The 25,385-nt window shown below is 43.6% G+C and carries 19 protein-coding genes and 2 tRNA genes; 5 read left to right on the top strand and 16 right to left on the bottom strand.

The features are described 5' to 3' along the window. Positions 1 to 46 precede the first annotated feature (46 nt). The 3 genes from D6856_RS05640 to D6856_RS05630 all read right to left on the bottom strand — a co-directional run bounded on the left by D6856_RS05640 (position 47) and on the right by D6856_RS05630 (position 3,407). Positions 47 to 1,756 carry a peptide ABC transporter substrate-binding protein gene (locus tag D6856_RS05640; protein WP_120686117.1) on the bottom strand — a complete coding sequence of 570 codons (1,710 nt, stop codon included), beginning with the start codon at positions 1,754 to 1,756 and terminating at the stop codon, positions 47 to 49. Between the two features lie 107 nt (positions 1,757 to 1,863). After that, positions 1,864 to 2,934, bottom strand: coding sequence for a threonine aldolase family protein (locus D6856_RS05635; protein WP_120686116.1), 1,071 nt, complete (start codon positions 2,932 to 2,934; stop codon positions 1,864 to 1,866). A gap of 2 nt (positions 2,935 to 2,936) precedes the next feature. Beyond that, the gene (locus tag D6856_RS05630; RefSeq protein ID WP_120686115.1) at positions 2,937 to 3,407 is read right to left on the bottom strand and encodes a GAF domain-containing protein; all 471 of its coding nucleotides are present in this window, start codon (positions 3,405 to 3,407) and stop codon (positions 2,937 to 2,939) included. A 116-nt stretch (positions 3,408 to 3,523) separates the two neighbouring features. Here D6856_RS05630 and D6856_RS05625 point away from each other — a divergent pair, with 116 nt between their 5' ends. The 5 genes from D6856_RS05625 (at position 3,524) to D6856_RS05605 (ending at position 8,829) form a co-directional block, all read left to right on the top strand. Continuing rightward, positions 3,524 to 4,801: a class I SAM-dependent rRNA methyltransferase gene (locus tag D6856_RS05625; protein WP_120686114.1), complete on the top strand. Its 1,278-nt coding sequence runs from the start codon at positions 3,524 to 3,526 to the stop codon at positions 4,799 to 4,801. A gap of 78 nt (positions 4,802 to 4,879) precedes the next feature. Next, a tRNA-Gly gene (locus D6856_RS05620) sits at positions 4,880 to 4,952 on the top strand. Between the two features lie 299 nt (positions 4,953 to 5,251). Continuing rightward, positions 5,252 to 5,854, top strand: a complete 603-nt coding sequence (locus D6856_RS05615; protein ID WP_120658166.1) for a cytidylate kinase-like family protein — start codon at positions 5,252 to 5,254, stop codon at positions 5,852 to 5,854. 27 nt (positions 5,855 to 5,881) lie between these two features. Next, a complete protein-coding gene (locus tag D6856_RS05610; protein ID WP_120658167.1) occupies positions 5,882 to 6,844 on the top strand; it encodes a TAXI family TRAP transporter solute-binding subunit in 963 nt (320 codons plus the stop codon). Positions 6,845 to 6,873: 29 nt separating this feature from the next. Further along, on the top strand, positions 6,874 to 8,829 hold the full coding sequence (locus D6856_RS05605; protein WP_199704122.1) for a TRAP transporter permease: 1,956 nt from the start codon (positions 6,874 to 6,876) through the stop codon (positions 8,827 to 8,829). A gap of 60 nt (positions 8,830 to 8,889) precedes the next feature. Here the strand turns inward: D6856_RS05605 and D6856_RS05600 are convergent, their stop codons facing one another. The 13 genes from D6856_RS05600 to D6856_RS05540 form a co-directional block, all read right to left on the bottom strand. After that, complete coding sequence (locus tag D6856_RS05600; RefSeq protein ID WP_120686112.1) at positions 8,890 to 9,762, bottom strand: helix-turn-helix domain-containing protein; 873 nt, start codon at positions 9,760 to 9,762, stop codon at positions 8,890 to 8,892. 114 nt (positions 9,763 to 9,876) lie between these two features. Then, positions 9,877 to 10,821 carry a hypothetical protein gene (locus tag D6856_RS05595; RefSeq protein WP_120686111.1) on the bottom strand — a complete coding sequence of 315 codons (945 nt, stop codon included), beginning with the start codon at positions 10,819 to 10,821 and terminating at the stop codon, positions 9,877 to 9,879. A 104-nt stretch (positions 10,822 to 10,925) separates the two neighbouring features. Continuing rightward, positions 10,926 to 12,245 (bottom strand): erythromycin esterase family protein, encoded by a 1,320-nt coding sequence (locus tag D6856_RS05590; RefSeq protein WP_158588842.1) that lies wholly within the window; start codon positions 12,243 to 12,245, stop codon positions 10,926 to 10,928. Positions 12,246 to 12,409: 164 nt separating this feature from the next. Beyond that, positions 12,410 to 12,483, bottom strand: a tRNA-Pro gene (locus D6856_RS05585). 54 nt (positions 12,484 to 12,537) lie between these two features. Continuing rightward, on the bottom strand, positions 12,538 to 13,656 hold the full coding sequence (locus D6856_RS05580) for an AAA family ATPase (protein ID WP_243114039.1): 1,119 nt from the start codon (positions 13,654 to 13,656) through the stop codon (positions 12,538 to 12,540). 60 nt (positions 13,657 to 13,716) lie between these two features. Further along, on the bottom strand, positions 13,717 to 15,372 hold the full coding sequence (locus D6856_RS05575; protein WP_120686108.1) for a DUF5722 domain-containing protein: 1,656 nt from the start codon (positions 15,370 to 15,372) through the stop codon (positions 13,717 to 13,719). A 65-nt stretch (positions 15,373 to 15,437) separates the two neighbouring features. Next, the gene (locus D6856_RS05570; RefSeq protein WP_120686107.1) at positions 15,438 to 16,631 is read right to left on the bottom strand and encodes an FprA family A-type flavoprotein; all 1,194 of its coding nucleotides are present in this window, start codon (positions 16,629 to 16,631) and stop codon (positions 15,438 to 15,440) included. Further along, positions 16,618 to 19,746 carry a hybrid sensor histidine kinase/response regulator gene (locus D6856_RS05565; protein ID WP_120686106.1) on the bottom strand — a complete coding sequence of 1,043 codons (3,129 nt, stop codon included), beginning with the start codon at positions 19,744 to 19,746 and terminating at the stop codon, positions 16,618 to 16,620. Before D6856_RS05565 ends, D6856_RS05570 begins: the two co-directional genes overlap by 14 nt. A gap of 13 nt (positions 19,747 to 19,759) precedes the next feature. Then, positions 19,760 to 21,127 carry an ABC transporter substrate-binding protein gene (locus D6856_RS05560; protein WP_120686105.1) on the bottom strand — a complete coding sequence of 456 codons (1,368 nt, stop codon included), beginning with the start codon at positions 21,125 to 21,127 and terminating at the stop codon, positions 19,760 to 19,762. Between the two features lie 28 nt (positions 21,128 to 21,155). Next, entirely contained in the window at positions 21,156 to 21,662 is a 507-nt protein-coding gene (locus D6856_RS05555) for a flavin reductase (RefSeq protein WP_120686104.1), read from the bottom strand. A gap of 26 nt (positions 21,663 to 21,688) precedes the next feature. Continuing rightward, a complete protein-coding gene (locus tag D6856_RS05550; RefSeq protein WP_120686103.1) occupies positions 21,689 to 22,192 on the bottom strand; it encodes a GreA/GreB family elongation factor in 504 nt (167 codons plus the stop codon). A 72-nt stretch (positions 22,193 to 22,264) separates the two neighbouring features. Continuing rightward, on the bottom strand, positions 22,265 to 23,128 hold the full coding sequence (gene fba, locus D6856_RS05545) for a class II fructose-1,6-bisphosphate aldolase (protein ID WP_120686102.1): 864 nt from the start codon (positions 23,126 to 23,128) through the stop codon (positions 22,265 to 22,267). 127 nt (positions 23,129 to 23,255) lie between these two features. Then, positions 23,256 to 25,349 carry a glycoside hydrolase family 13 protein gene (locus tag D6856_RS05540; RefSeq protein WP_120686101.1) on the bottom strand — a complete coding sequence of 698 codons (2,094 nt, stop codon included), beginning with the start codon at positions 25,347 to 25,349 and terminating at the stop codon, positions 23,256 to 23,258. Positions 25,350 to 25,385: the final 36 nt, after the last annotated feature.

Here is a 25,385-nt window from a genome sequence, read left to right as displayed (position 1 = left end):
AGGTTATCACTACCCACCCTTGCGCAGTAATCATCTTATATTGCTATTAGTTCTTAACTGCTCTCTTATATACTCTGTTGAGTGCTACAGGATGGAACTCGATTCCTGATACGTTTGTTGAGATAAGCTCAGCATTGCACTGTGTATAAAGAGGGAAGATAACCGCATCATCCATTGCGATCTTCTCTGCATCATAAAGAGCTGCCCAACGAGCTTCGGGATCCATTGCGATCTCACCTGTTGTGCAATCGCTTATGATCTTGTCATACTCTGCGTTGCTCCAGAAGCCGTAGTTGTTCGGGTTGTTTGTGATCCACATACCAAGGTATGTCATAGGATCAGCATAGTCAGGACCCCAACGTGTAAGACCAAGCTCAAAGTCAGCTTCCTGCATACGCTCTACTCTCTCCTTCTTGGGCATCTGCTGAAGCTCAACAGTAAGTCCGGGAAGAGTTGTCTCAAGCTGCTCCTTAACTACCTGTGCAACCTTGATGGGAGCGTCGTCTGCATCGTGGATCATTGTAAGAGTGATGCTTGTAGCGCCGAGCTCTTCAAGACCCTTGTTCCAGTACTCTACAGCCTTGTCTGCATCATATCTGCAAACGTCCTCGAACTTCTTCTGGTCTGCGGAGAAATCGCTTCCGTCAGGGCCTGCTGCGAAGTCCATTGGAACACCTGTATATGTGGGAGCTGAACCATCCTTAAGAACGTCTGTTGTAATAGCCTCTCTGTTGAGTGCCATTGTAAGAGCAAGACGAATGTTGAGATTCTGAAGCTCCTTAACGTCTCTCATGTTGGGAGAGATATACCAAAGATATCCTGCACCGATTGCTGTGAATGCGGGATCATCCTTAACCTGGTCAACCTGCTCGCCGTTTACAAGTGTTGTATCAAGGTCACCGTTCTGGTAGCTCATAAGAGCCTGCTGTGAATCCTGGATTACCTGATAGCTGAGTCCGGGAAGCTTAACGGTTGCAGCGTCATAGTAATTCTCGTTCTTTGTCAAATGAATTGTTGTTGCTGCGGGCTGATACTCGTCAAGCACGAAAGCACCGTTTGAAAGTGTTGTCTCGGGGCTTGTTGCGAAAGTATCTGCACATCCCTCAAAGAATGCCTGGTTTACAGGGTAGAATGTAGGGAAGTACATAAGGCTTAAGAAATAAGAAACAGGGCAGTTGAGCTTAACTTCAAGAGTCTTGTCGTCAACGGCTGTAACACCAAGCTCTGCCTTATCCTTCTTGCCATCGATAATATCCTGAGCATTTACGATCTGTCCGATATCACTGAACATGAAAGAATACTCGGAAGCAACTTCGGGATCAACCGCTCTCTGCCAAGCAAATACGAAATCTGCTGCTGTTACGGCATCTCCGTTGCTCCAATTTGCATCCTCGCGGATATGGAATGTGTATGTAAGACCGTCATCAGCTACATCAACGCTCTCGGCAAGCGCGTTAACTGCCTGTCCGTCTGCATCCATCTGCATAAGTCCGTCTGTGTAATCTGCGATAACTTCGAATGATGTTCCGTCAGTTGCCTGCTGGGGATCAAGTGACTCAACGGGAGTCTCAAGCATAACGTTAAGATCTGATCCGGAGCCCTCTCCTGTTGTTTCAGCAGCTGTGTCTGCTGTGGTCTGCTGAGCATCTGAACCCTGCTGGTCCTGAGATACTCCACTGACAGCTGAGCTTCCGCAAGCTACAAGGCTCAGTGTCATGGCAGATGCAAGTACGATAGATAATAATTTCTTCTTCATACTTTTCCTCCTCTTGTTTCAAAATACATGTATACAATTATATGTATATTTAATATATGCGTTTTATTTAGCACTGTCAACCAAAATCGCGTTGTCGCGTTGAACTACTATAAGAGCTCAAGAAGCCTCTCCACGTCTGCTTTTTGGGTCGCCCAGTCTGTAGCAAAACGGATTACCGTATGATTATCATCATATTTTTCCCAAAATCCGTATCTGACATTCTTATCAAGCTCTTTTAACTTCTCATTTGAGACAATAACGAACTGCTGATTGGTCGGAGAATCCAGGAAAATCTCGTATCCTTTTTTCTTTAAACCATCTTTTAATAGTTCCGCAGTCTCTATGGCGTTTCTGCCAAGCTCGAAGTAGAGATCGTCCGTAAACAGCGTGTCGAACTGAAGTCCCAAAAGCCATCCCTTTGCAAGAAGTGCTCCGTGCTGCTTGATCACCGGAATGGGATGCTTTGTCGTAACTCCCTTTGTAAAAACAACCGCCTCACCAAAAAGCGCTCCGACCTTGGTTCCACCGATGTAAAAGACATCCGCAAGACTTGCGATATCTTTGAGGCTTACGTCGGTTCTTTTGCTCATAAGACCGTATCCGAGCCTTGCTCCGTCAAGAAAAAGAGGGATCTTATACTCTTTGCATATCTGAGAAATGTTCTCAAGTTCTTTCTTGGTATAAAGAGTTCCGTACTCTGTCGGATGAGAGATATAAACCGCTCCCGGGAATACCATGTGCTCGTGATTGGCATCGCCGTAGAAATCCTCAAGAAGCTTCTTAAGATCTGCAGCTGCGATCTTGCCGATATCAGATCCGTATTTCTCAGTATCTTTTTCCTCGCCATGACAAGGAAGCGTTATTACTTTATGTCCGGCATGCTCGATCGCTCCTGCCTCATGAGCTGCAATGTGGCCTGTGGACGCCGCAACGATCCCCTCGTAGGGTTGGATCAGCATATCAATTATTGTCTGATTGGTCTGAGTTCCTCCGACAAGGAAGAATACATCCGCATCCGGTGTTCCGCACGCTTTCTTTATCTTGTCGGCTGCACTCTTACAATATTCATCCGTTCCGTAGCCGTCTATCTGCTCGAAATTGGTCTCTGTCATCCGCTCAAGGATCCTGGGATGAGCACCCTTTGTATAATCACTTGAAAAAGAAATTCTCTTATCCATATTTACTCCTCTTCCACTCCCGTGAAATCTGTATATTCCTCGAGTACTTTAACAAATGCTTCGAGTCCTTTTTTATCTTCTTCCGAAAATCTTGCAAGTAAGGGGCTGTCGATATCAAGAACGCCGATCACCTTTCCGCCTCTGTGTATGGGCACCACGATCTCCGAATTGGAAGCTCCGTCGCAAGCGATGTGGCCTGCGAACTCATGCACGTTGTCAACAAGCTGCGTTTTGTCCTCGCCCGCAGCGGTTCCGCACACTCCTTTTCCGAGCGGTATCCTTATACACGCAACCTTTCCCTGAAAGGGTCCCAGCAAAAGAGATCCTTTATTCATAAGATAAAAACCGGCCCAGTTGAGATTCTCTATGTTGTCAAATAAAAGAGCAGATGCATTGGAAAGGACGGGAATGAAACCCGGTTCGTCTTCCGCAAGTGCCTTGATCTGCTCGCCCAGTAGTTTGTAATCTGTCATGTATTTTTCCTTCTTTCAATGCAAAATTAAACTTAGATTTGTACTGCATTAAAAACTATGATATATAAAAATAGTAAATGAATCAATTACGTAAAATCAATTAAATCGGAGTAAAAATGATCAACCAAAATACCATATATTATTCAGATGCAAAAGTGATCCTCAAGAGGGGTGAGGGACGTGAATTCAAGGCCGGCGGTGCCTGGATCTATGACAATGAGATTGCCCGTATTGAGGGTTCTTTTGACGATGGAGATATTATTGAGCTCAACGACTTCGACGGCTATTTCCTCGGATACGGCTTTATCAACACAGCTTCAAAGCTTCGAGTTCGCATGATGTCCAGGAAAAAGAACCATCCCGTAAATGAAGAGCTTATCAAGACAAGAGTCAGAGACGCCTGGGAATACAGGAAAAGGGTCATGACTTCCTATATAAGTACTTATCTGTATCAGTACGATTCTCCCATGGCGCTTACCATGCTCTCCTGCAGACTCATCTTCGGAGAGGCGGATTTCCTTCCCGGTATCACTATCGACAAGTTCGCAGATGTACTTGTCATTGAATCACTGGCTCTTGGCACCGACAGAATGAAGAACATCATCCTTGATGCCTGCAAAGAAGTCCTTGCGGAAGACGGCGTTACGATACGCGGTATCTATGAAAGAAGCGACGCCAAAGTGCGCGAGCTTGAAGGTCTTGAGCGCATAAAAGGTTTTATCGGAGAAGAATTCGACACCAAGGTTCTTATTGAAGAAAACGGCGTTAAATATTATGTAGATGTAGAGAACGGCCAGAAGACAGGTTTCTTCCTTGATCAGAAGTTCAACAGACAGGCGATCCGCGGCTTATGTAAGGGCAAAAGAGTTCTCGACTGCTTTACTCACACAGGCTCATTTGCTCTTAACGCAGCAGCAGGCGGTGCCGCTAAAGTCATCGGTGTCGACGCTTCGGACCTTGGCTGCGAACAGGCAAGAGAAAATGCTGCTCTCAACAATTTGTCCGATGTTGTGAGCTTTGAATGCGCCGATGTATTTGACCTTCTTCCAAAGCTTGAATCGGAAGGCGAATCTTTTGACGTTGTTATTCTCGATCCTCCCGCGTTTACCAAATCAAGAGCTTCTATCAAAAAAGCTGTCACAGGCTACAAGGAGATCAACATGCGCGGCATGAAGCTCGTAAAGGACGGCGGCTATCTTGCAACCTGCTCCTGCTCTCACTTTATGGACGAAGAACTCTTCCTTAAAACCATAAAGGACGCAGCCAGAGATGCGCATAAGAGACTAAGGCAGATCGAGTTCAGGCAGCAGGCAGCAGATCACCCTATTTTATGGGGCGGAGCGGCTTCTTATTACCTTAAATTCGTTATTTTTCAAGTTTGCGATGAAAAATAAAAAAAATGTGTTGACAACCCAGCACTTATACTCTAAAATCAATTTTGTTGTCGCGGTAAACACGGCAACGAAATAAACGCGATAGTAGCTTAGTTGGTAAAGCGCCACCTTGCCAAGGTGGAGACCGCGGGTTCGAGCCCCGTCTATCGCTTAAAAAAGGACATCCAATCGGATGTCCTTTTTTCATGCGATAAGACGGGTGCGAGAACCCGCGAGCGGGTGAAGAGGCCCTCGCTATGAGCACTTAGATGGCGCGAAGCGGCATCTTACGTGCGAGGCATGCAGAACACTTAGCGAGGTTCTCTCGAGCTGTAGTGTTCTGTAGTCTATCGCTTTTTTCTTTTAAGCAGGCAAAACCGCCTATTTCATCCCTTTTTCCTCATTCAATTTATTGTATAATAAGAAAGACCCAGTAATATCACTGATATTTGCGCGCATAAAGGAGAAAAGATGAGCGAACAAAAATTACCGGTAATCACAATCAACAGAGAATTCGGTGCAGGCGGAAGGAGCCTGGCTGCAATTCTGTCAGAAAAACTTGACATTCCTTATTATGACAAGGACTTTGTATCAAAAACCATGGAGGAAAGCGGCTTCGACGAGGAAGACGTTGAACGCGAAGGCGAGGAATTAAGTCGTTCTTCAAAGGTGCTCGATGACCTTTTTAACAGCACCGTTTCCTATACCAGTTCCCATGATGCCATCTTTAAAGCTGAAAAAAAGGTTATCTTAAAGCTTGCAGAAAGTCCCTGCATTATTGTAGGACGCTGCGCCAATATGATCTTGGCAGAAGCCGGTGTCGATTCAATTAACGTATATCTCCACGGTCCCATGGAAAATAAGATGCAACGTCTCGATGAGATCTCCATAGACGGAAAGCCTGTTACAGAAAAGTCCATGGAAGAACACGACCGCAAGCGTCGTACATTTTTCAAGAAATATACCGGAAAAGAAATGTCCGATGCATCAAATTACACATTCTGTTTTGATGTCGGAAAAATAGACATTCCTCAGTGTGCAGAAATAATACTTGCCACTTTGAATAGACCCTAAGACAACGCATTATAGGAGGAAACCACTATGAAAACCAGCATTAGGCAGAAGCTTATCTGCCTTCTAATTGCCACATCCATGCTTATACTTTCGGGATGCGGCGGCCAGAGGATGATGATGGGAACCGGAGGTACATCCGGAACTTATTATGCCTTCGGCGGTGTACTTGCACAGTACATGAAAGAGTATACGGATTACAGCGTAACCGCAGTATCAACTGCTGCATCCAAAGCCAATATCCAGAGTATCGGCGACGGCGATTATCAGATCGGATTTACCCAGTCAGACGTAATGAGCTACGCCTGGGAAGGAAGCAGATCATTTGAAGAAGACGGCCCTTCCACTGACTTCCGTGTCCTCGGTGCCCTTTATGCCGAGACCGTTCAGCTTATAACCATGAAGGACGACATTAAATCCGTAAGTGATCTGAAAGGAAGAAGCGTCTCCATCGGAGCACCCGGTTCCGGCGTGTATTTCAACGCCATGGACGTGCTTGAAGGCGCAGGACTTTCGGTTGATGATATCAAACCACAGTATCAGAGCTTTGATGACAGTAAAGAAGCTCTTAAGGACGGACAGATCGACGCGGCATTTATCGTAGCCGGCGCTCCTACTTCCGCCATCACAGAGCTCGCCACAACAAACGGTGTGAATCTGATCCCCATTGACGGAGAACTTAGAGACAACATCATGAGCATCTGTCCGTATTATACCCCCATGCAGATAGCCGAAGGGACCTATCCGGGACAGGATCAACCGATCGAGACAATAACGATCAAGGCTACTTTGATCGTAGATGCAGATCTTGATGATGAATGTGTATATAATCTCACTGCTGCTGTTTTTGATCATAAAGAAGCCATAGCAAAAGAAAATGCTAAGGGCGAAGAGCTTTCAATAGAAAATGCCACATCCGGAATTAACGTACCTTTCCACAAAGGTGCTGCCCGTTACTATGAGGAGCACGGTATTTCGGTACCTACACAGTAATGTAAAATATGACCAAAGAAGGAGATTTAATGAGCAATCAAGTTAAAGACTTAAATATAAACGCACCTTCGCAGGAAAACCTTGATGAGGTTATGAAAAAATATGACAGAGAATCCAATGTCCGCATCTGGACCGGAAAACCTGCAATAGCAGTTAAAGCTATATTGATAGGTTTTTCTTTGTTCTGTATATGGGTAACTCTGTTTGCCACATTTCTTGAAGAAATAAGACTTACATCATTCATGGGGCTTATCGTACTCCTTGGATTTTTGTATTATCCTGCAAACAAAAACAACAATAAAGAAAACCACATACCCTGGTACGACATACTTGGTATGATCTTAGGAACAGGCGCATTTTTGTATTACACCTTCAACGCCGAGCAGATCATTCAGCAGGGAACAAGATTTCAGCCCTACCAGATCGTGATCGCCGTGATCGGCATCATAGCACTTTTGGAAGTGACAAGACGAAGCGTAGGCTGGCCTATCCTGATCGTAGCACTGTTCTTTATCGTCTATGCCCTTGTCTATGGACTTACCAATCCATCGGCTCTCGGTAGACTTAATTATCTCGTGCGAAATCTGTTTTATGCAAAGACAGGTATTCTGTCGACCCCGATCAATGTTTGTTCCAAATATATTGTCGTGTTTATCATCTTCGGAGCGTTTCTTGAGCGCACCGGAATTTCAGAGCTTTTCATAAATCTTGCCAACTGCATTGCCGGTCGTTTCGCCGGAGGCCCCGCGAAGGTTGCCGTTATCTCATCTGCACTTTGCGGTATGGTAAGTGGTTCATCCGTTGGAAACACGGTTACTACCGGTTCCGTTACAATTCCTATGATGAAAGAGACCGGATATAAATCATCCTTTGCCGGCGCCGTAGAAGCCGCTGCATCAACCGGAGGCCAGATCATGCCCCCTATCATGGGTGCTGCTGCCTTCCTTATGGCTGATATCATCGGTGTTCCTTATTCCGACATTCTTTCAAGAGCTATTTTCCCGGCGGTCCTGTACTTTACAGGTATTTTCGTAGCTGTTCATCTGGAAGCTAAAAAACACGGCCTTACAGGTGTCCCGGTGGAAAAACTGCCTAAGTTCTCACAGCTTTTAAAGAAGATCTATCTTCTTGCTCCTCTTGTACTTCTTGTTATCTGGGTTTCCAAGAACATGATGACAATGCAGAGAGCTGCTGCTTATTCCATCGTAGTTGCCATCCTCGTAGGCGTGATTGAAGGTTTTGTCAGCGGAGATCGATTCACCTTAAAGAAGTTCCTTGAGTCACTTGAAGCCGGAGGAAGAGGAACAATTACAGTTGGTGCTGCCTGCGGAGTTGCAGGTATCATTTCAGGAACTATCACAATGACAGGTCTTGCCAATGAAATGATCAACGCCATCGTTGCCGTTGCGGGAGACAAGCTCTTTATCGCTCTCTTCCTTACGATGCTGTGCTGTATCGTCCTTGGTATGGGCGTTCCTACAACAGCCACTTACTGTATCATGGCTGCAACCTGTGCACCGATCCTCACAAGAATGGGCGTTCCGATAATAGCAGCTCACTTCTTTGTATTTTATTTCGGTATTGTGGCAGATATCACTCCTCCTGTGGCTTTGGCTGCATATGCAGGAAGTGCTATCGCAAAGTCCAATCCAATGCGTACTGCCATCGCCGCAACAAAGATGGCTGTAGCAGCTTTCCTGATACCGTATATCTTCTGCTTTAGCCCTGCGATGCTGCTTATAGATACTACCGTATCGAGCGTCATAATAATCTACGCAACCGCTCTGATCGGAATCATGGCAGTTGCTGCCGCACTGGAAGGATATCTGTTTACCGACATGAAGATCTGGGAAAGGATCATTATGATCGTAGGCGGAATCATGCTTATCTCTCCCGGTACTATAACAGATGCCGCTGGTGTTTCTGTTATAGCAGTTGCTCTTATCCTGCAGTTTATATCTAAAAAAAGAATAGCTAACGCTTAATATAATAACTCTATAACAAAAACCGAGGCATAATGCCTCGGTTTTTATATATCTGTCGTCTTAGACCTCTTTCACCGGTACCAGTTCTATATAACCCCTCTCGCCTATAGGCTCGAGCTGGATCCTGGGATTATTGTCATCCCATTTATATCCTATAAATTCAGGGTTATATTTCTTCTCTGCATCCCAGATCTCTCCGATCGCCTGCTCATAATTTTCTTCAGCAAACGGTTCTCCCCTGAAAAGAAGATATGAAGTCTTGGGAAGGTCGATAACCTCAAAGCCCTCCGGTACACAACCTTTGTATGTGGGTTCTACTTCCACACCCTGAACATACTCGCTCGTTCCGGGCTTGATAAGCTGCTTGGGAAGCCAGAGACAAACAGGTTCTCCCGTTATGGACTTAATACTTGTAAGAAGCCCCCATACATCACAGCCGACTTCCTTACAGTAGCTCCAATACTCTGTGGCTTTGATGCCTCTTTTTATGATAACTTTTCTCTCAGGTCTTTCGACCACTTGGATAAAAACATTTCTTGTTTCACTCATTTCGCTCACATTCCTTTCCTTTTCCATGATCAGACTGGGAGTAAAGAGCCAGATAGGTACAGGACTTGTCGCATATTCCTTTGGATTACAACCGAATTCACGTCTGAATGCGCGCTGATATCCATCGACGCTTCCAAAGCCCATTTCCATAGCGATATCCAGAATGAGATTCTTTTCATCTCTTAGGCAAAGCGCTGACTTTGATAACTTAAGGCGCCTTATATAAACAGCCGGCGTCATGCCCAGGTATTTGATAAAAAGCTTTCTGGCATACCACGGAGAAAAAGAAACAGCTTTCGCAAGATCTGTTATGTCTATCTCTTCCGTTATATGTTCACTTATGTAATCCTGCATCTTGCGTACTGCTTTTCTTTGTTCGTCCATCCGCTCATCTCCTTGTGAGCTAATAATACCTAAAAGTATGCTTTTGATTCTCGACTTTTTTTGCCCATTATCATTATATTACATTAAAAAACCCCGGATAAACCGGGGTTGTTATTATCCTGCATAAACTATATTGTCAAATAGGTCGTATTCACTGATCCCATTGATAAAGTGATCACCGTATTCTCCATCAGGCTGAGTAATTATAAGGTATCCGAGGAAATCTCCGTTTGCTGAAGTAAATCCAATACGGTCCTGCACAAGTGTACTGATGTAGATCGTGTCTCCTGCACTTGCGGTCCTTGCTGCCTGACCTGCTTCATATTCATCTTCAAAAGCAATGTCCTGTTTAAGGGTTAGCCCTATTTTATCTGCAGCGTAAAAGGTCTTCTCGTCTTTAGCAATAAATCCGTCTTTGCCATAGATAAAGGTTTTGGTTCCTCTCCATGAACTAAGTGCCTGTATCGACTTAAAAAGTACAACCTCATTGCCTTGGATCTTCACTCCGGAATCTTCATCGTTCAAAATACCCAACGGTTCGGATCCGATCTTCTCAAATGAACCATTGTTCCACATATATAATGTGGTCTCCCATCCGTTTAAAGGATCGTTGAGTTCGCTCATAATGAAATCGCCTTCTGAATTATGTACATAATAAGAAGTTGCCATTTCCCAGTCATTATTGGTATCTCTGTTTATGAGCTCGATGGTCTGATCGTTAATGACTAGATCATAATGTGTGTCATCTGAACCCGTTGCCATCAGCGTATCCATCTTGCCGTCTCCGCCGAGGTCTACCTGCTTTTCCTCATCATATTTAAGTTCAAAAAAGGTAAACGAACCATCAGCGGTAGCTTCACCGGAAACATCTGTTGAAGTAGCTTCAGTTGTGTTTTCTGTCAAAGAAACTTCGACCTCGGTTTTCTCATCTGATGTAACTGCTGCCTCTGTATTCTCAGTAGAAATGCTATTGTCTATATCCTCACTTGTATCCCCACAGGCACACAGAAGTGCAGATACCATTGTGATCCCTAATAATATATTTACATGTTTCTTCATTATTTTTCCTCCTAATCTGCGTTAGATGAGGACATTTTACACCATTTGTCGCAATTTGTAAATATATTATTTCAGCATGCTTAACAATCTCTAAAATACTGCCATTAGGCCTCAAACTCGGGGTCGATAGGTGAAATGCTGTAGTAGAAAAGCATTCCGTCATAAAGCTCCGTAGGTGCGATATTTATACGGTAGGAAGAATGTATAAGATAACCTAATCCATAGAAGCCTTCTCCCACACTTCCTGTTGTCACATTTGAATGAACGAGATCATAAAGAGCCTTGTCATTTTCAGCTGAAAGATCTTCAAAATCCAAATAGAACTTTTTATCCTCCATGTACTTAGCCTGATATGCCATAGGATCTGCAGTTGTCACGTAGTAATTCTTTCGCATATAAGGGTCATCTGCTGATGTTCTGATAACGCTTGAATTAAATGTTCCCTTAAAGAAATCTGTTCCGAGACAGTAATATGAATCACCGTACTTGTTCTTCAGCTCATTTCCCATAGTAGTAATTAAAGTAATATTATGCCCTTTTTTGCCGATATGTCCGTTATGTGCGGCGAGCATGATCTTACCTGAGCCGATTTCTTTTTCAAGGTCTAAGATCCAGCTAACATTTCCCGCCATGGCCCTATCTCTGAATGCTGACATTTCAGCATTAATGCCTTCAAACATCATATAATCAACAGTCACTTCTATGTTCTGTGTAACTTTTACTGCACAAGTTGTATCAAAGTCAAAATCATTTCCTGCTTTGCTTTCAATCGCTTCTCTGATCTGCGAAAGCTCATCCTTTACCTTCTGCGCCTGTTCTTTGTTTAACCTCGCCTGTCTGTTTTCATCCAAAAGATATTCAATTCCGGAAACATCGATTCCGCTGATGCCATTCTTATCCATGTAATCAGAGAGGAATGCATATCCCTTATCAGGGTTCTGCATATCAAAGCCATATATTCTAAGGCACTCTTCTTCAGGAACCGACTGATTATACTCTCTCATCCAGTCAAGAAGATCTGCCATCTGCTGTGTATGGTAAATTACAAAAGACATCTTGTTTACTATTTCTCTTGCGTCTCCCTCGCCGCCTTGAATATACGCATTTGCCTCAAGGCAATCGCCAAAATCCGCTTCCAGAACGATAGCCTTAAATCCGTGTTTCTCTACAAGGATCTTAAGCACATCGAGCTTGGATTCCTGAAACTCAACCGCTCCGTGGCTTGCTTCGCCAAGTCCGAAGATCTTAACGTTATCGGGTACATTGATATCATCCATTGACTTAGCAAGTTCAATAACATCTTTATTCTTATGGCTTGCAAGAACTGTCTTGTAGTTAAGTCCGACAACCAGTAGCATGCTGATCACCAAAACAATAATAAGTAAAACCTTTCCAATTTTTTTTAATACCTTTAATACTTTCATTTTTCTGTCCTTCCCTTCAGTTGTTTTATACATGTGTGTCATTTGATGGTACAAGAATAACAAAAAGGGAAATGCGTTGCCTTTGAATTGGCTTACATTTCCCTTTGGTTTTCTTACGGTTTTGTAAGAGTGATATTCTTATTCTTTTTTATTAATTAAAAAAATCGGAATGACAGGATTCGAACCTGCGGCCTCTGCGTCCCGAACGCAGCGCTCTACCAAACTGAGCCACATTCCGTAGTGCTGTCGTATACAAAACCCGACAGCAAATCTGATTATATCAGCGATATAATTATTTTTCAATACCCTCTTGGGCTTTGCTTTCTTCCACAGGTGCTTCCTTGTTCTCTTTTCCGACAAGGTCTTTAAGATCCTCGAGGCAGATAGTCATCATATCCTCATTGGTCGGATTTTCAAGTGTAGCAACACGCCTTGCCTGGTTGGTAATAATCTCCTCAAAGAGATTTCTTATCTCTCTTGCGTTGGCAAAGTTATCGATGCTGCCCATCTTCTTGGATGTGATAAGTGCTCTTATCTGATGCTTAACGTCATCCTCAACCTTGTAGTCGTACTTGTCGCAGTTCATATTAAAGATCTGCTCAAGCTCATCGACGCTGTAATCGGGGAACTCAATATACTTATTGAACCTCGACTTAAGACCCGGATTGGAATTGATGAACTTCTTCATAGGATTCGTATATCCTGCTACGATAACAACAAGGTCGTCTCTGTTATCTTCCATCGCCTTAAGAATCGTATCGATCGCTTCCTGTCCGAATGCATCATCCTTCTGTGCCAGGGAATATGCCTCGTCGACAAAGAGCACGCCACCCATAGCCTTCTTGATCTGCTCCTGCGTCTTGATGGCCGTCTGTCCGACATAACCTGCTACAAGTCCCGAGCGATCCACCTCTACAAGCTGTCCCTTGGAAAGAACTCCAATCTGCTTGTAGATCTTGGCGATAATTCTCGCAACGGTCGTCTTACCCGTTCCGGGGTTTCCGGTAAACACAAGGTGAAGAGAAACCGGAACCGATTTTAGTCCCTGTTCTTTTCTTTGCTTCTGTACTTTGACGAAAGCCGTAAGCTCTTTTACATCGGATTTGATAGTATCAAGACCGATCAGCTTATCGAGAGTCTCCATCGGATCCTCTTCGGGCTCCGCTTTCTTTTTCTCTTCGACTTTCCTTGCATTTTCATCATTAGCAAAAAGAGCCTTAGCTTCAGCCAAGGCTTCGTTGGCATTGTCTATCGGATCTTTCTCACCGGTAGATTCTGCCGTAGTACCTGCGCCGATCGCCGCCGAACCTGAATTACTTGTTGTAACCTTCTTCGCCGGAGCCGCAGGCTCCTTGGAAGGTGCCGGTGAAAAGAAATCTCCGTACAAACTTCCAAGAAGATCTTTTTGCATGCTCGTTATTTTATTTAAAGTTTCTAATTCTTTCTCTCTTGAGTTCTTCATGCTCTTAATTTAATCGTTCAAAAACCAGCCGTTTCTCTTAAGGAATGTTCTGTTTGCAACCATTTCATCTACATTCTGTCCGATGATCTGTGAAGCCTTTTCCTTGTATGTTCCTGCCTGCTTGGTATCCATATACTTGTAAGCATCATAGGACATCTTCTTGCTTCCGTCGAGATTCTTAAGTCCCTGAGCGATATGACTCTCCATCTCGTGCGCATCATCAGTCTCTCTAAAGAGAATGAAGCTTGAGATATACGGATTGCTCTTAGCCATTGTGTAAGCGTATACGATAGATGCAAGTTGCGCATCCTCGCCAAAGCTTGAAGTATATCCGATCTCCGAAAGTGAAATCTGTCTTACCTGTCCCGCAGGATTAAGGAACTCAGGCTTACACATATAATCTGTCAAAAGATAAATGTTCTCGATCGTAATGTAAGGAGTTGCAAGTGAAGTATTAACATACTCAGCCTGCTGTTTCCATGCATAAGGATCAAACAAAGGTGCATTGTAAGGGTGAACTGAAAGTGACCAGTCAACATTACCCTCACGGTTCATGTAGTAGTTAAATCTATCGAGATACTCTTTTGCAAGGAAGCATCCGGGATTGGACTTTCTGTTCCACTCCTGATCGATAGAGTTATAAACTCTTGCATTGCCGTTAACGCTCTTGATTCCGTTATAGAAGATTCTGAACGCCTTAACGTACTCGCTGACATTGAGCTCAATATTGGTTGAGTTCATGTAATACCACTCGGTTCTTGCGTTGATCTCGTTACCGATTACCCAGTTATCAACAGTTCCGAAAGCTCCGCCTGAATATCTGTCGGCAAGGAAAGCTGCAATAGCCTTAAGGTGCTGTGTGCCGCCGTCCTCCTTGGTATTCATTGCATATCCGGGACAAACGTGTGAATCCCTAGAAAGAGGATGGATCAAATCTGCACCGGCTGATGTCTTGTTATTTAAGATAGTAAGTGTAAGCTGGAAATTATTGATCGAGCACCATCTTACAAATCCGTCGTACTGCTGAAGAGCAGCAGTGTTGAACTGGTATGTCTTACCGTCATATGAAAACTCTGTTGTGGGATATGCGGGATTGGATGAAGGTCCTACGATATCTCCCATGTAAAGGTTATATACCATCTGCGCAATGCCGAGATCCTTGAATGTATCTGCATTGGCATCATTGGGAAGGATACCCTTCATACCGTGATCGTTACGTCCTACAGTTTTGGTCGCAACCGCCTCGGGATTGGTGATGTAATGCTCATCACTTACCTGAACGTAAGATCCGCCGCTCTTTACTGCAACAAGGAACTTCTTGCTGAGATTTGAATTCTCTGTTCCAAGTCCCAGGTCAAAAGAAAATGTTGCCTTGCCGCCTTTGTCGGCAGAAGCCACAACCTTACCTGTTGTGCCATCCTGATATACTTCATCTGCGAAAAGATAATACTTTCCGTCATCCGAACCGGGTGCCGAAGCTGTCGATACGTTAACTACAACCTGACCTCCGGAAATTGTACAAGAATCAATGTTTACAGGTCTTCCTGCCGCAATAACCTGTGTGCCTTCCCCTATAAAAGAATCATAGCTAAGAACCGCCGTCATCACTGTAACCGCTGTCATCACGATTCCAAGCACTTTTTTCATAAAAATATTCTTACTCACAACTTTCCTCCGAATCGTTATTTTCCTAAAGAACTAGTACTTTATTGAGTTTATACTTTATGAACTCAATTTGCAACAGCCTCGGCAAATGCTTCAACCTCAGCCATGTCTTTGGCATGAAGAGCGCTCTTTATGGTAAGTGTTTTTTCAAGAATATTTACGTTCTTAAGAAGAGCGAGTTTATCCGACATAAGCTTGGCTGTAACAGGTGCCCACGTTCCGTTCTGAGCAAGAGCAAAGGTACGATTCTGAACTCCGAGTGCGATCATGTCGTTTATAAATGCTTCTACCGGGGGATAAATTCCGCCGTTGTATGTAGGGCACATAATAACTACTTTGGCGCACTTCCATACTTCTCCGATAAGATAAGAAACATCTGTGCCGGAAGCATCATACACTCTTACGGTCTTTCCTGTTTTTTCTCTTATCTTGGAAGCAACTGCTTCTGCCGCACTTGCTGTATGTCCGTATAAGCTTCCGTATACTACGAGGATATCATCAGTCTCAGGTGTCCAGGTGCTCCACTTCTGATATTTTTCAAGAAGATATGAAAGATCTTTTCTCCAAACGGGGCCGTGCAACGAAAGGAACATTTGAATATCAAGTCCTGCTGCTTTCTTAAGAACTGCCTGCACCTGCATTCCGTACTTTCCTACGATATTGGAATAATATCTTCTGGAAGAATCAAGAAAATCGCTGTCATAATCATATTCGTCGGCAAATATTCCACCGTCAAGAGCTCCGAAGGTTCCGAATGCATCTGCGGAAAAAAGAGCCTTTGACACATCGTCATACGCCATCAAAACTTCAGGCCAGTGAACCATGGGAGCCGCAACAAAACTAAATGTATGCTTACCTGTAGATAAGGTATCTCCTTCTTTTACCTCGAGCTTTTTATACTCTGCGGATTCCGGGAAAAACTGGCCCATAAACTCAAAAGTCTTGGCCGATCCGACAACCGTTACATCGGGATAAAGACTTGCAACTCTGCTTATAAGTGCGCAGTGGTCGGGTTCCATATGAAGAACCACAAGATAATCAAGCTTTTTACCCGAAAGTGCTTCCTGCAGGTTCTCAATATACTGATCCGCAACGGTAACATCCGCTGTATCAAACACCACATTCTTTTCATCCGCCACATAATAACTGTTGTAAGATACTCCCTCGGGAATAGGAAAAATATTCTCAAATCGCTCCAGCCTCCTGTCGCTTCCGCCTATCCAAAAAATATCCTCTGTAACCTTCTTAATTCCTATCATTTGTGTCCTCCTTGGTTGTGTTATTGTTATGGAATTCAAGTATTGTCTTTTCAACTATATTTATATCTATAGGTTTGGCAATATGTGCATTCATGCCCGCATCAAGGGACTTCTGCACATCATCGGCGTAGGCGTTGGCAGTCATGGCTATAATAGGCAGATTCTTTGCGTAGTCGGTTCCTATATTTCTTATGGCGACAGCTGCCTCGTATCCGTTCATGACAGGCATCTGGATATCCATAAGTATCAGATCGTAGTCGCCTTCTTTAGACTCCTTAAACATTCTGACAGCTTCTTTTCCGTTTTCTGCCCTTGTAACGCTTGCGCCTTCCATGTTCATAAGCTCTGTAAGAATATCTGCGTTGATATCATTATCCTCCGCCGCAAGGATCTTAATTCCGGCAAGAGGTTTTTTGGTCTCTTCTTTTGCACTTTCCTTGGATCTCTTGGCAAGATCGTCGATGGTCTGCTTGAGACTCGATATGAAGAGAGGCTTTTGAACAAGTTCATTTGCACCTGCTGCTCTTGCTTCGTCTTCTATTGCGCTGTAATCATCAGCCATGACTATGATAAGGATGTTATTATTTCTCTTATCCTTCATCCTGATATTTCTAACGATCTCGGGCGCAGTCATTATCTGAACCTTCTGATCTACGATTATCATATCCACAGGCTTGTTATCCGCCTGATAAACATCCAAAAGATGGATCGCGCCAAAACCTGTCGGCGACTCGATAACGTCGATTCCGTCGTTATTGAGGATACTCGAAAGCTGCTCACATTCGTTGTGGTTGGCGTCGATAAACATTACACGCTCTATGCCGTGTCTTTTCCAGAAATCAACGTCAACGGCGTCAACAACCTGGAGTCTTAAGTTGATTATGAAGGTACTTCCCTTTCCTTCCTCACTCTCAACCCTGATCGTTCCGCCCATCAGCTCAACAAGATTCTTGGTGATGGCAAGTCCGAGTCCCGTTCCCTGGATTCCTCTTATCGTATCATTATCTTCTCTTGTGAACGCTTCAAATATCTTATCTTTGTATTCGGGCTTCATTCCGATTCCGGTATCCTTTACCGTGAATCTGACATTCTGGAAGCCTTCCGAAGTAGACGGCGATTCATTGATCGTAAACTCTATTCTTCCGCCCTCAGGTGTATATTTTACAGCATTTCCGAGCACATTCATAAGGATTTCGTTTATCTTCTGCTTATCGCCTATGAAAATGTCATGCTCCATATCCGTTACTTTCACGATATAATCAAGGTTTTTAGCCTTGGCCTGGAACATGATGACAGAATTGATCTCCTCTAAAAGCAGACCAAGTGCCATCTCTTTATTATATAGTGTTGTCCTTCCGCTCTCAATCTTACTCATATCAAGAACGTCGTTAAGAAGCGTCAAAAGATTCTGAGACGCAAGTGTGATCTTATGCGCATATTCACGTACTTTGTCTGGCTCATCCGAATGCTTGTCTATAAGAAGGTTAAATCCTATGATCGCATTCATAGGTGTTCTGAAGTCATGCGACATGTTTGCAAGGAAGCTTGTCTTTGCCTTGTTGGCTGTCTCCGCCGTACTGAGTGCTTCCTGAAGCTGATGGTTACGCTTGATCTCCTGCGTTCTGTCATAGAGCGCAACGGCAAGCCTTCTTCCCTTGTCGTCTATTGTACATACCACGGCTCCTCTGTAATACAGAAGCTCGCCGGTATTTAGATTTTCAAATCTTATCTCATCAATAAGCTCTGCTCTAGTCGTCTTAAAGCATCTCTCAAGAATGGCTCCGAGTCTTTCTTCTTCACCCTCGCACTGGGCCTTTGTAAGTACTCGGATGTCTTCCTTAAGCTCTTTTAACGGAACGCCGAGTATTGCCTCCGCATTCGCGGTGATAAACTCTGCTGAGAATGTCTTTTCTGTGATAATAGCAAGAATATCGTTGTTCTTCTCAACGACGTAATCAAACAGCCACTCTCTGTAGTGGATATCGTTCTCTTTTTTCAAAAGATCCCGTTCATTACGCGTGTTGATCTCGCTCATCATATGCTTTAGCTGCATCGCCATGTCACTCATGGAGTCATAGAGCTGATGGATCTCATCCTTACCTTTGTCCTCAATTCCAATCTCAAAATCTCCGCGCTTGATATCCTCGGCAATAACGTTCAGGTTTTCGATCCTTGAACACAGCCAGTTAGAGAATACGGAAGCTGCAAGATAACCTAAGATAAAAAGAACTATCGCAATGATAAAGTCGCTCTCCAAGAGGACAAAAACGTCCGCTACAAGCTCGTTTCTGTCTACGTAATAGTAAAGCTTCCATATATCATTCAGACTTTCGTCCTTCATAAGGAAATAGTTGTGACTTTCGATAAAGTCCTTGCCCTTGTCATTTTTCCCTTTGAAGATATCCTGTGTAACTTTCTTATCAAGCGCATCATCTTTGAGCTTTTTATGAGAAATGATCTCCTTGTTGTCTCCGACGATAAGAATACCGTTGTCAAGATACGCGCTCTGCGTAGCAACGGAGAAGAAATGATCTTTATTTATCTTAAGAACTACCATTCCGATAACATTGGAGGTTGTCTCAGCATCAAGAAGAGAGTTGATGATATAGACGTTTCCGTTTCGGTCCGTGACCCACTGCGCGCCCTTTTGATTCTTGCAGCGCGAATACCAGTCCTGTTCATTGCTTGTTGTAGGTCTTTTCAAAAAATCACCGATCGAATCCCTCGGGATCTTTTCGGAATAGATCGTGATCTCATCAATACTCTCATCACTGCTTCTGTAGTACCAGATCAGCGGTTCGATATTACCCTTTAGCTGTTCCGTAAGCGTATATGGATCCACATCCGCATAATCAAGTGCTCTTCTAAAGCCCTCTTCATATGAAAAGAACTTGATCACGTCTGTTTCTCTTTTGGCATTGTTTTCTATTCCGTAGGAAATAACATCGATACTGCCCTGCATAGCTGCCTGCGTCTGGGCTTTTAGATTATTGCTGGAAACTATATATGCATATATTCCCAAAATGGCAATAGGGATGACAATGAGGGTCGCAAATATGATCCTCATCTGCGATTTTATACTGTGAAGCCTGCTTTTGTTCGTCTCTTTTTCCATATAAGTATCCCGTCTATTCTCTTCCGCTTGCTATGGCTTGTACTTTTACGTCGAGTTTTTTCATTGCTTCTTCCAAATTTTCTTTTTTCAGAAGAACATGTTGAAGCTCCTCTCCAAACGCAACTTTCACTTCTCTGCTGTTGTCTCCCCAGTCGTTATATGGGAAAAACATAAAATTATCCAATACGTCTTTTATCTCATCAAACTCTTTAGGCATTCCGAAATCCACATCCGTCAGATACGTCTTGCTTCCCGGACTGTCTCTCCAGAGCGCCTTCTGGCCATCGTAGCTTGCAAGGGCCTTTACTATATTCAGTGCTTCCTCTGTATGTTCACCGTATTTATTGACAGCTATTCCCGTATCACAGCCTCCTACGATAACGGGTATATTTCCGCTCGTACTTCCGTATGGCATAGTTCCGATATTCATATTCGGGCAAAGTGACTTGATGTAGTTGTAATCTTCAGGTCCTGCAACAAGAAAAACACTTTTTCCTTCCGCAAACTCATGGATCGCCGCGTCCATATCAAACAGATATAAGTCGGAAGATAACGCATTGTGATCGATCATCTTTTCCCACTCTAAAAGATACGGATACAATTCTTCGTAAAAAGATGCATTGCCGTTCCTGAGCCTCAATCCGAAGGACTGTCCTTTAGGCGTATTGAAATATCCATCTGCCAAAAGAGCCAGTGCACAATTCGAAAGACGTTCTCCGTCTTTAAGTCCTGAGGTGATAGCCCTTCCGGGTTTGGATCTATTGATGTCATCGCATATACTCAGAAAACTGTCGTATGACGTTGGCATACTCAGTCCGTATTCTTCATACAGATCTTTGTTGTAATAAAAGCACTCATAAATACTTACGCTCGGTACGGCATAAACATTGTCCCTATAAGCAAATCCATATCTGGCTTCCCCGGTAAACGGGTAGCATGCTTCAGTAACCGGTACAAGATATCCGGCTCTGGCATATTTGCTTGTCATTTTCTGCGTAACAAAGATAATATCCGCTGCGCCGTTGTATGAGAGCTGTGAATCGATCACAGACTCATAATTATCCCTCTGGATATATTCAAATTGGATGGTATACTCCGGAAATGTTTCGGCGAGATACGCCTTAAGATTGATCAGGTAAGGTTCTTTCTGCCAACACGCAATCCGAATAACGCCTCCGGATTTATCCGTAAGCGTACTTCCAACCTGCCCGTTCTCGGCACTGTCTTCCTTGCCCGTTGACGAAATTGTTTTGCTCATCTCGTCGGAACCGGAACCATCTTGGTTTATGTCTGCTTCGCCGCAGCCGCATAGTCCCCCCGAAAAAACAAGCAATAACGTCAAGATACATACTAAGATATAGGATAACTTACTGCGCCTCATACTTCCCTCATAAGATAAGCTCAAAGTATTATCTCAACAATATCTTATTTACTTCTCCTGTATAAAGAATATGATAATCTTCGTCTTTATACAGCTTTTCTATTATTTCTTTATCAACAAAACAATCTTTTTCAAATCCCTGCTTGTAGATAACCTTACAGGTTATGACTTCTTTTGCTTCATCGATAAATGGAATTCCGTCGTCATAATTGACGTTAAGTCTTGCCCCCGCAAGCTTATCCTCATCCCTGCCCGATACCATACCAAGGTATTTGAGCGCTCCCCTGTATGCCTCCTGATCCATAAAGCTTATAGAATACTCTCCGGATTCATCGAGACATTCTCTTGTATACCTGCTCTTTCTGACAAATATAAAGGTGACTCTTTTGTTCCAAACATAGCCTACACCGCCCCATTCAGCGGATACTGCATTGACCTTCCCGTCCTTAAGTGAGGTTATTATTATCTTCTCACCAACAAATCGATACGGGCCGTTTTCGATGTCTTCCGGGTTAACCGGTTGGAATACGTGCATAGATACCTCCTATCCGGAAATACTGCTTAAAAATCCCTTATCTTATCGTCGTCTGTCAGTCCAGTATTTTCGATATTTTTTATCGTTACACCGTAACTAAAATCATCGCTTACTTTAATAGTAACATGGTCTCCTACCCTATGTCCAAGTAATTGTTTACCCAATGGAGACTCTATACTTATGAGACCTTTTAATGAATTTTGTCTCATTGTTGTCACTATTTTATATTTCTCTTCCGATTTATCTTCATCAAGTACCACGGTAACGGATTTATTCATTCCGACCTGGTCTTCCTTGCTGTTGTCGTCTATAACTTTGGCAGTTTTTATCATCCTTTCAAGGAATCTTATTCTGCTCTCATTCTGATTTTTTGCCTTCTTTGCAGCGTAGTATTCAAAATTTTCGGAAAGATCGCCCTGTGCTCTGGCTTCTTTGACATGTTCAAGGAGCTCTTTTCTGACAACAACCTTGCGGTGCTCGATCTCTCTTTCCATGTCCTCTATATCTTTTCTGGTCAATTCGTTGTTCACGTACTTTTCCCCCTTAAATGGAAAAACAGGCGAAGCTGTGGGCTTCGCCTGCTGTAATAATTCTTAGTAAGATCAAGCCTTTCCAACTGATCCGAAGAGTTCCATCTTCTCCTTAACTGTAGCCTTGATAGCCTCAGCACCGGGAGCAAGAAGCTTACGAGGGTCAAATCCCTTACCTTCAAGATCCTTACCTGCTTCAACATACTTACGTGTTGCATCAGCGAATGAAAGCTGGCACTCTGTATTAACGTTGATCTTGGAAACACCAAGTGTGATTGCCTTCTTGATCATGTCTGCAGGGATACCTGTACCGCCGTGAAGAACGAGAGGCATAACACCTGTCTTCTGCTGAATAGCATCAAGAACGTCGAATCTAAGTCCCGGCCATCCCTCAGGATACTTACCATGGATGTTACCGATACCTGCAGCGAGCATATCTACGCCGAGATCAGCAATTCTCTTGCACTCCTCGGGATCAGCACACTCACCCATTCCTACTACGCCGTCTTCCTCGCCGCCGATTGAACCAACCTCAGCCTCGATTGAAAGACCAAGCTGATGAGAAACGTTAACGAGCTCTGATGTCTTGGCAACGTTCTCGTCGATGTCATAGTGTGAACCATCAAACATGATTGATGTGAATCCTGCCTGGATGCACTTGTAACATCCGTCATATGTACCGTGGTCTAAGTGAAGAGCTACGGGAACAGTGATTCCAAGGTTCTTGTCCATCTCTCTAACCATAGCAGCTACTGTGCTGAAGCCTGTCATATACTTACCTGCACCCTCAGATACACCGAGGATAACGGGTGAATTAAGCTCCTGAGCTGTTAAAAGAACTGACTTTGTCCACTCAAGGTTGTTGATGTTGAACTGTCCTACTGCGTAGTGACCTTCTTTTGCTTTTACAAGCATGTCTTTTGCGGATACTAACATAGTTTTTCTCCTTATTAAATTTATTTATTTTTTGTGGACACACTTATTTTACGTTCCTGTGCCCGAATAAACGACTAAGACTATTATATACTGACCGTCGCCAAAAATAAAGTTAAACCTTTCACAATCAGTCAAAATCGATGAAGTTGTCAGCCCAGAATTCTTCTGATGTTACAGGCGATGTGCTATCGTACCTAAGCACTGTTCCTGACTTCCTGGACAATGTCACCGTAAGAATGCCGTCTTTAGCCCTTTCCTGACCCGAGCCGACAATGAAGCCCAAACTGTCCGTCCGGATCATGTTGGAAAGCGCTGCATCAGCGGGCATTCCCGTAGGAGTAATATCTATCTCTTTAGTCACTTCAAAATCGTTGTTGTTAATGATCACGATAGATACAGCCGCTCTGTTGAATCGTCCGTATGCAATGAAGTTGGTATCGGCATAAAGCTCTTTTATAGATCCAAGCTTAAGTTCCGAACAGCTCTTGTGAATTTTTATCATCTGCTTGTGGAATTCAAGCATTTCCATATCCTCTTTTCCCCAAGGATATGTTCTTCTGTTATCCGGATCCGTAAATCCACAAAGTCCTGCCTCATCGCCGTAGTATAAAGTCGGTGAACCCGGCCATGTCATCTGTATCATGACTGCCTCTCTCATAACAGGCTTACTGATACCTGTATCAGCAGATGAAGCCATGAGCGTATTGCTCCTTCCGACCTTCTGACTTGTCCTTGTAAGGAATCTTGAATGGTCGTGGTTGGAGAGCTGATTCATCGCGGTATATAAGGAAGGCATGCTGAAATTCTCGCCGCCCGCATATAACATGGTGTCAAAAAACTCTCTGGCGTTGCCTACTCTTATCGGCATAAACTTGTCACTATGCTTATCCATTCCGGTAAGAAACCAGGTCACGGGCTCCATGAATGCATCGTAATTCATTACGGTATCCCACTCATCGCCCATCATCCAATCTCTTGAAGGACCGTATTGTTCAGCTATGATGATGGCGTTAGGATTGGCTTTTTTGACCTCTTCTCTGAATCTCTTCCAGAAATGATGATTGTATTCGGGTGAATGTCCAAGATCAGCTGCCACGTCAAGTCTCCAACCGTCTGCATTGTACGGTGCGGACACCCATTTTCTTCCTATACTGAGAATATAGTCTTCAAGCTCTCTTGATCCCTCGTAATTAAGCTTAGGAAGCGTATCGTAGCCCCACCATCCGTCATAATCGCCGTTGTTGGGCCAGCTTCCGCCGTTAAATGAAAAGTAATCATGATGCGGGCTGCTCTCATCGATATATGCGCCCTTTTCATAACCTTTTTTATTCTCATATATGCGCTCTCTGTCGAGCCACTTATTAAACGAACCGCAGTGATTGAACACTCCGTCAAGGATTACCTTGATCTTCCTTGCATGCGCCTCTTTTACAAGCTTTGCAAAAAGCTCATCACTTGCTTCTAAATTCTTCTTACTTGTTACTCTGCTTATATATTTGGTCGCATGAGTATTATCCATGTCATGCTTATCAAGGACTTCTCCGCCATCTTCAACGATCACTCCAAAGTGAGGATCGATATGATCGTAGTCCTGAATATCATATTTATGACTGGAAGGAGATACAAAAAGAGGGTTAAAATAAATCGCCTCTATTCCGAGGTCCTTAAGATAATCAAGCTTATCTATAACGCCCTGAAGGTCACCTCCGTAGAACTTGGCATAATCATGCTCCGCGTCGGGATATGCCTCCCACTTATCTTCATGTACGACGTTCTTGCCGTTATAAGAATATTCATTGGTAAGAACATCGTTACTCTTATCGCCGTTGTTGAATCTCTCAACAAAAATCTGGTACATAACGGCGCCCTTGGCCCACTTGGGAGTCATAAAGCCCGGATATACTCTAAAGAGCATGCTGTCCATGATATCATTTACAACACCTCTTTTATCATAGCGATAAAAGCTTCCGTCTTTTCCTCTGATCTCAAAATAATAATCTATCGGTTCTGTTCCCGCACTAATGGAAACATCATAGTAATCAAAATCATCCGCAGTCTCGGAAAGCTTCATCTTGTATCTCTCTTTGCGAAGCACAAGAGTTATCTCTTCAGCATCTCCCGCAGCGCAGCGAAATCTGATATCCGTTGTTCTGTTTTTATCCGGTTCGGCAGGCCTTAAATAATCCAAGGTCATGTCGTGGAACAATAGTTTTGTGTTCATATGTTTTTCCTTGAAATGGAATATTGAGCATCTATG

It is taken from the genome of Butyrivibrio sp. XB500-5 (assembly GCF_003625505.1).
Taxonomy (GTDB): domain Bacteria; phylum Bacillota; class Clostridia; order Lachnospirales; family Lachnospiraceae; genus Butyrivibrio.
The sequence above is the reverse complement of the archived record's forward strand: the minus strand, read 5'-3'. Positions and strand labels throughout refer to the sequence as shown.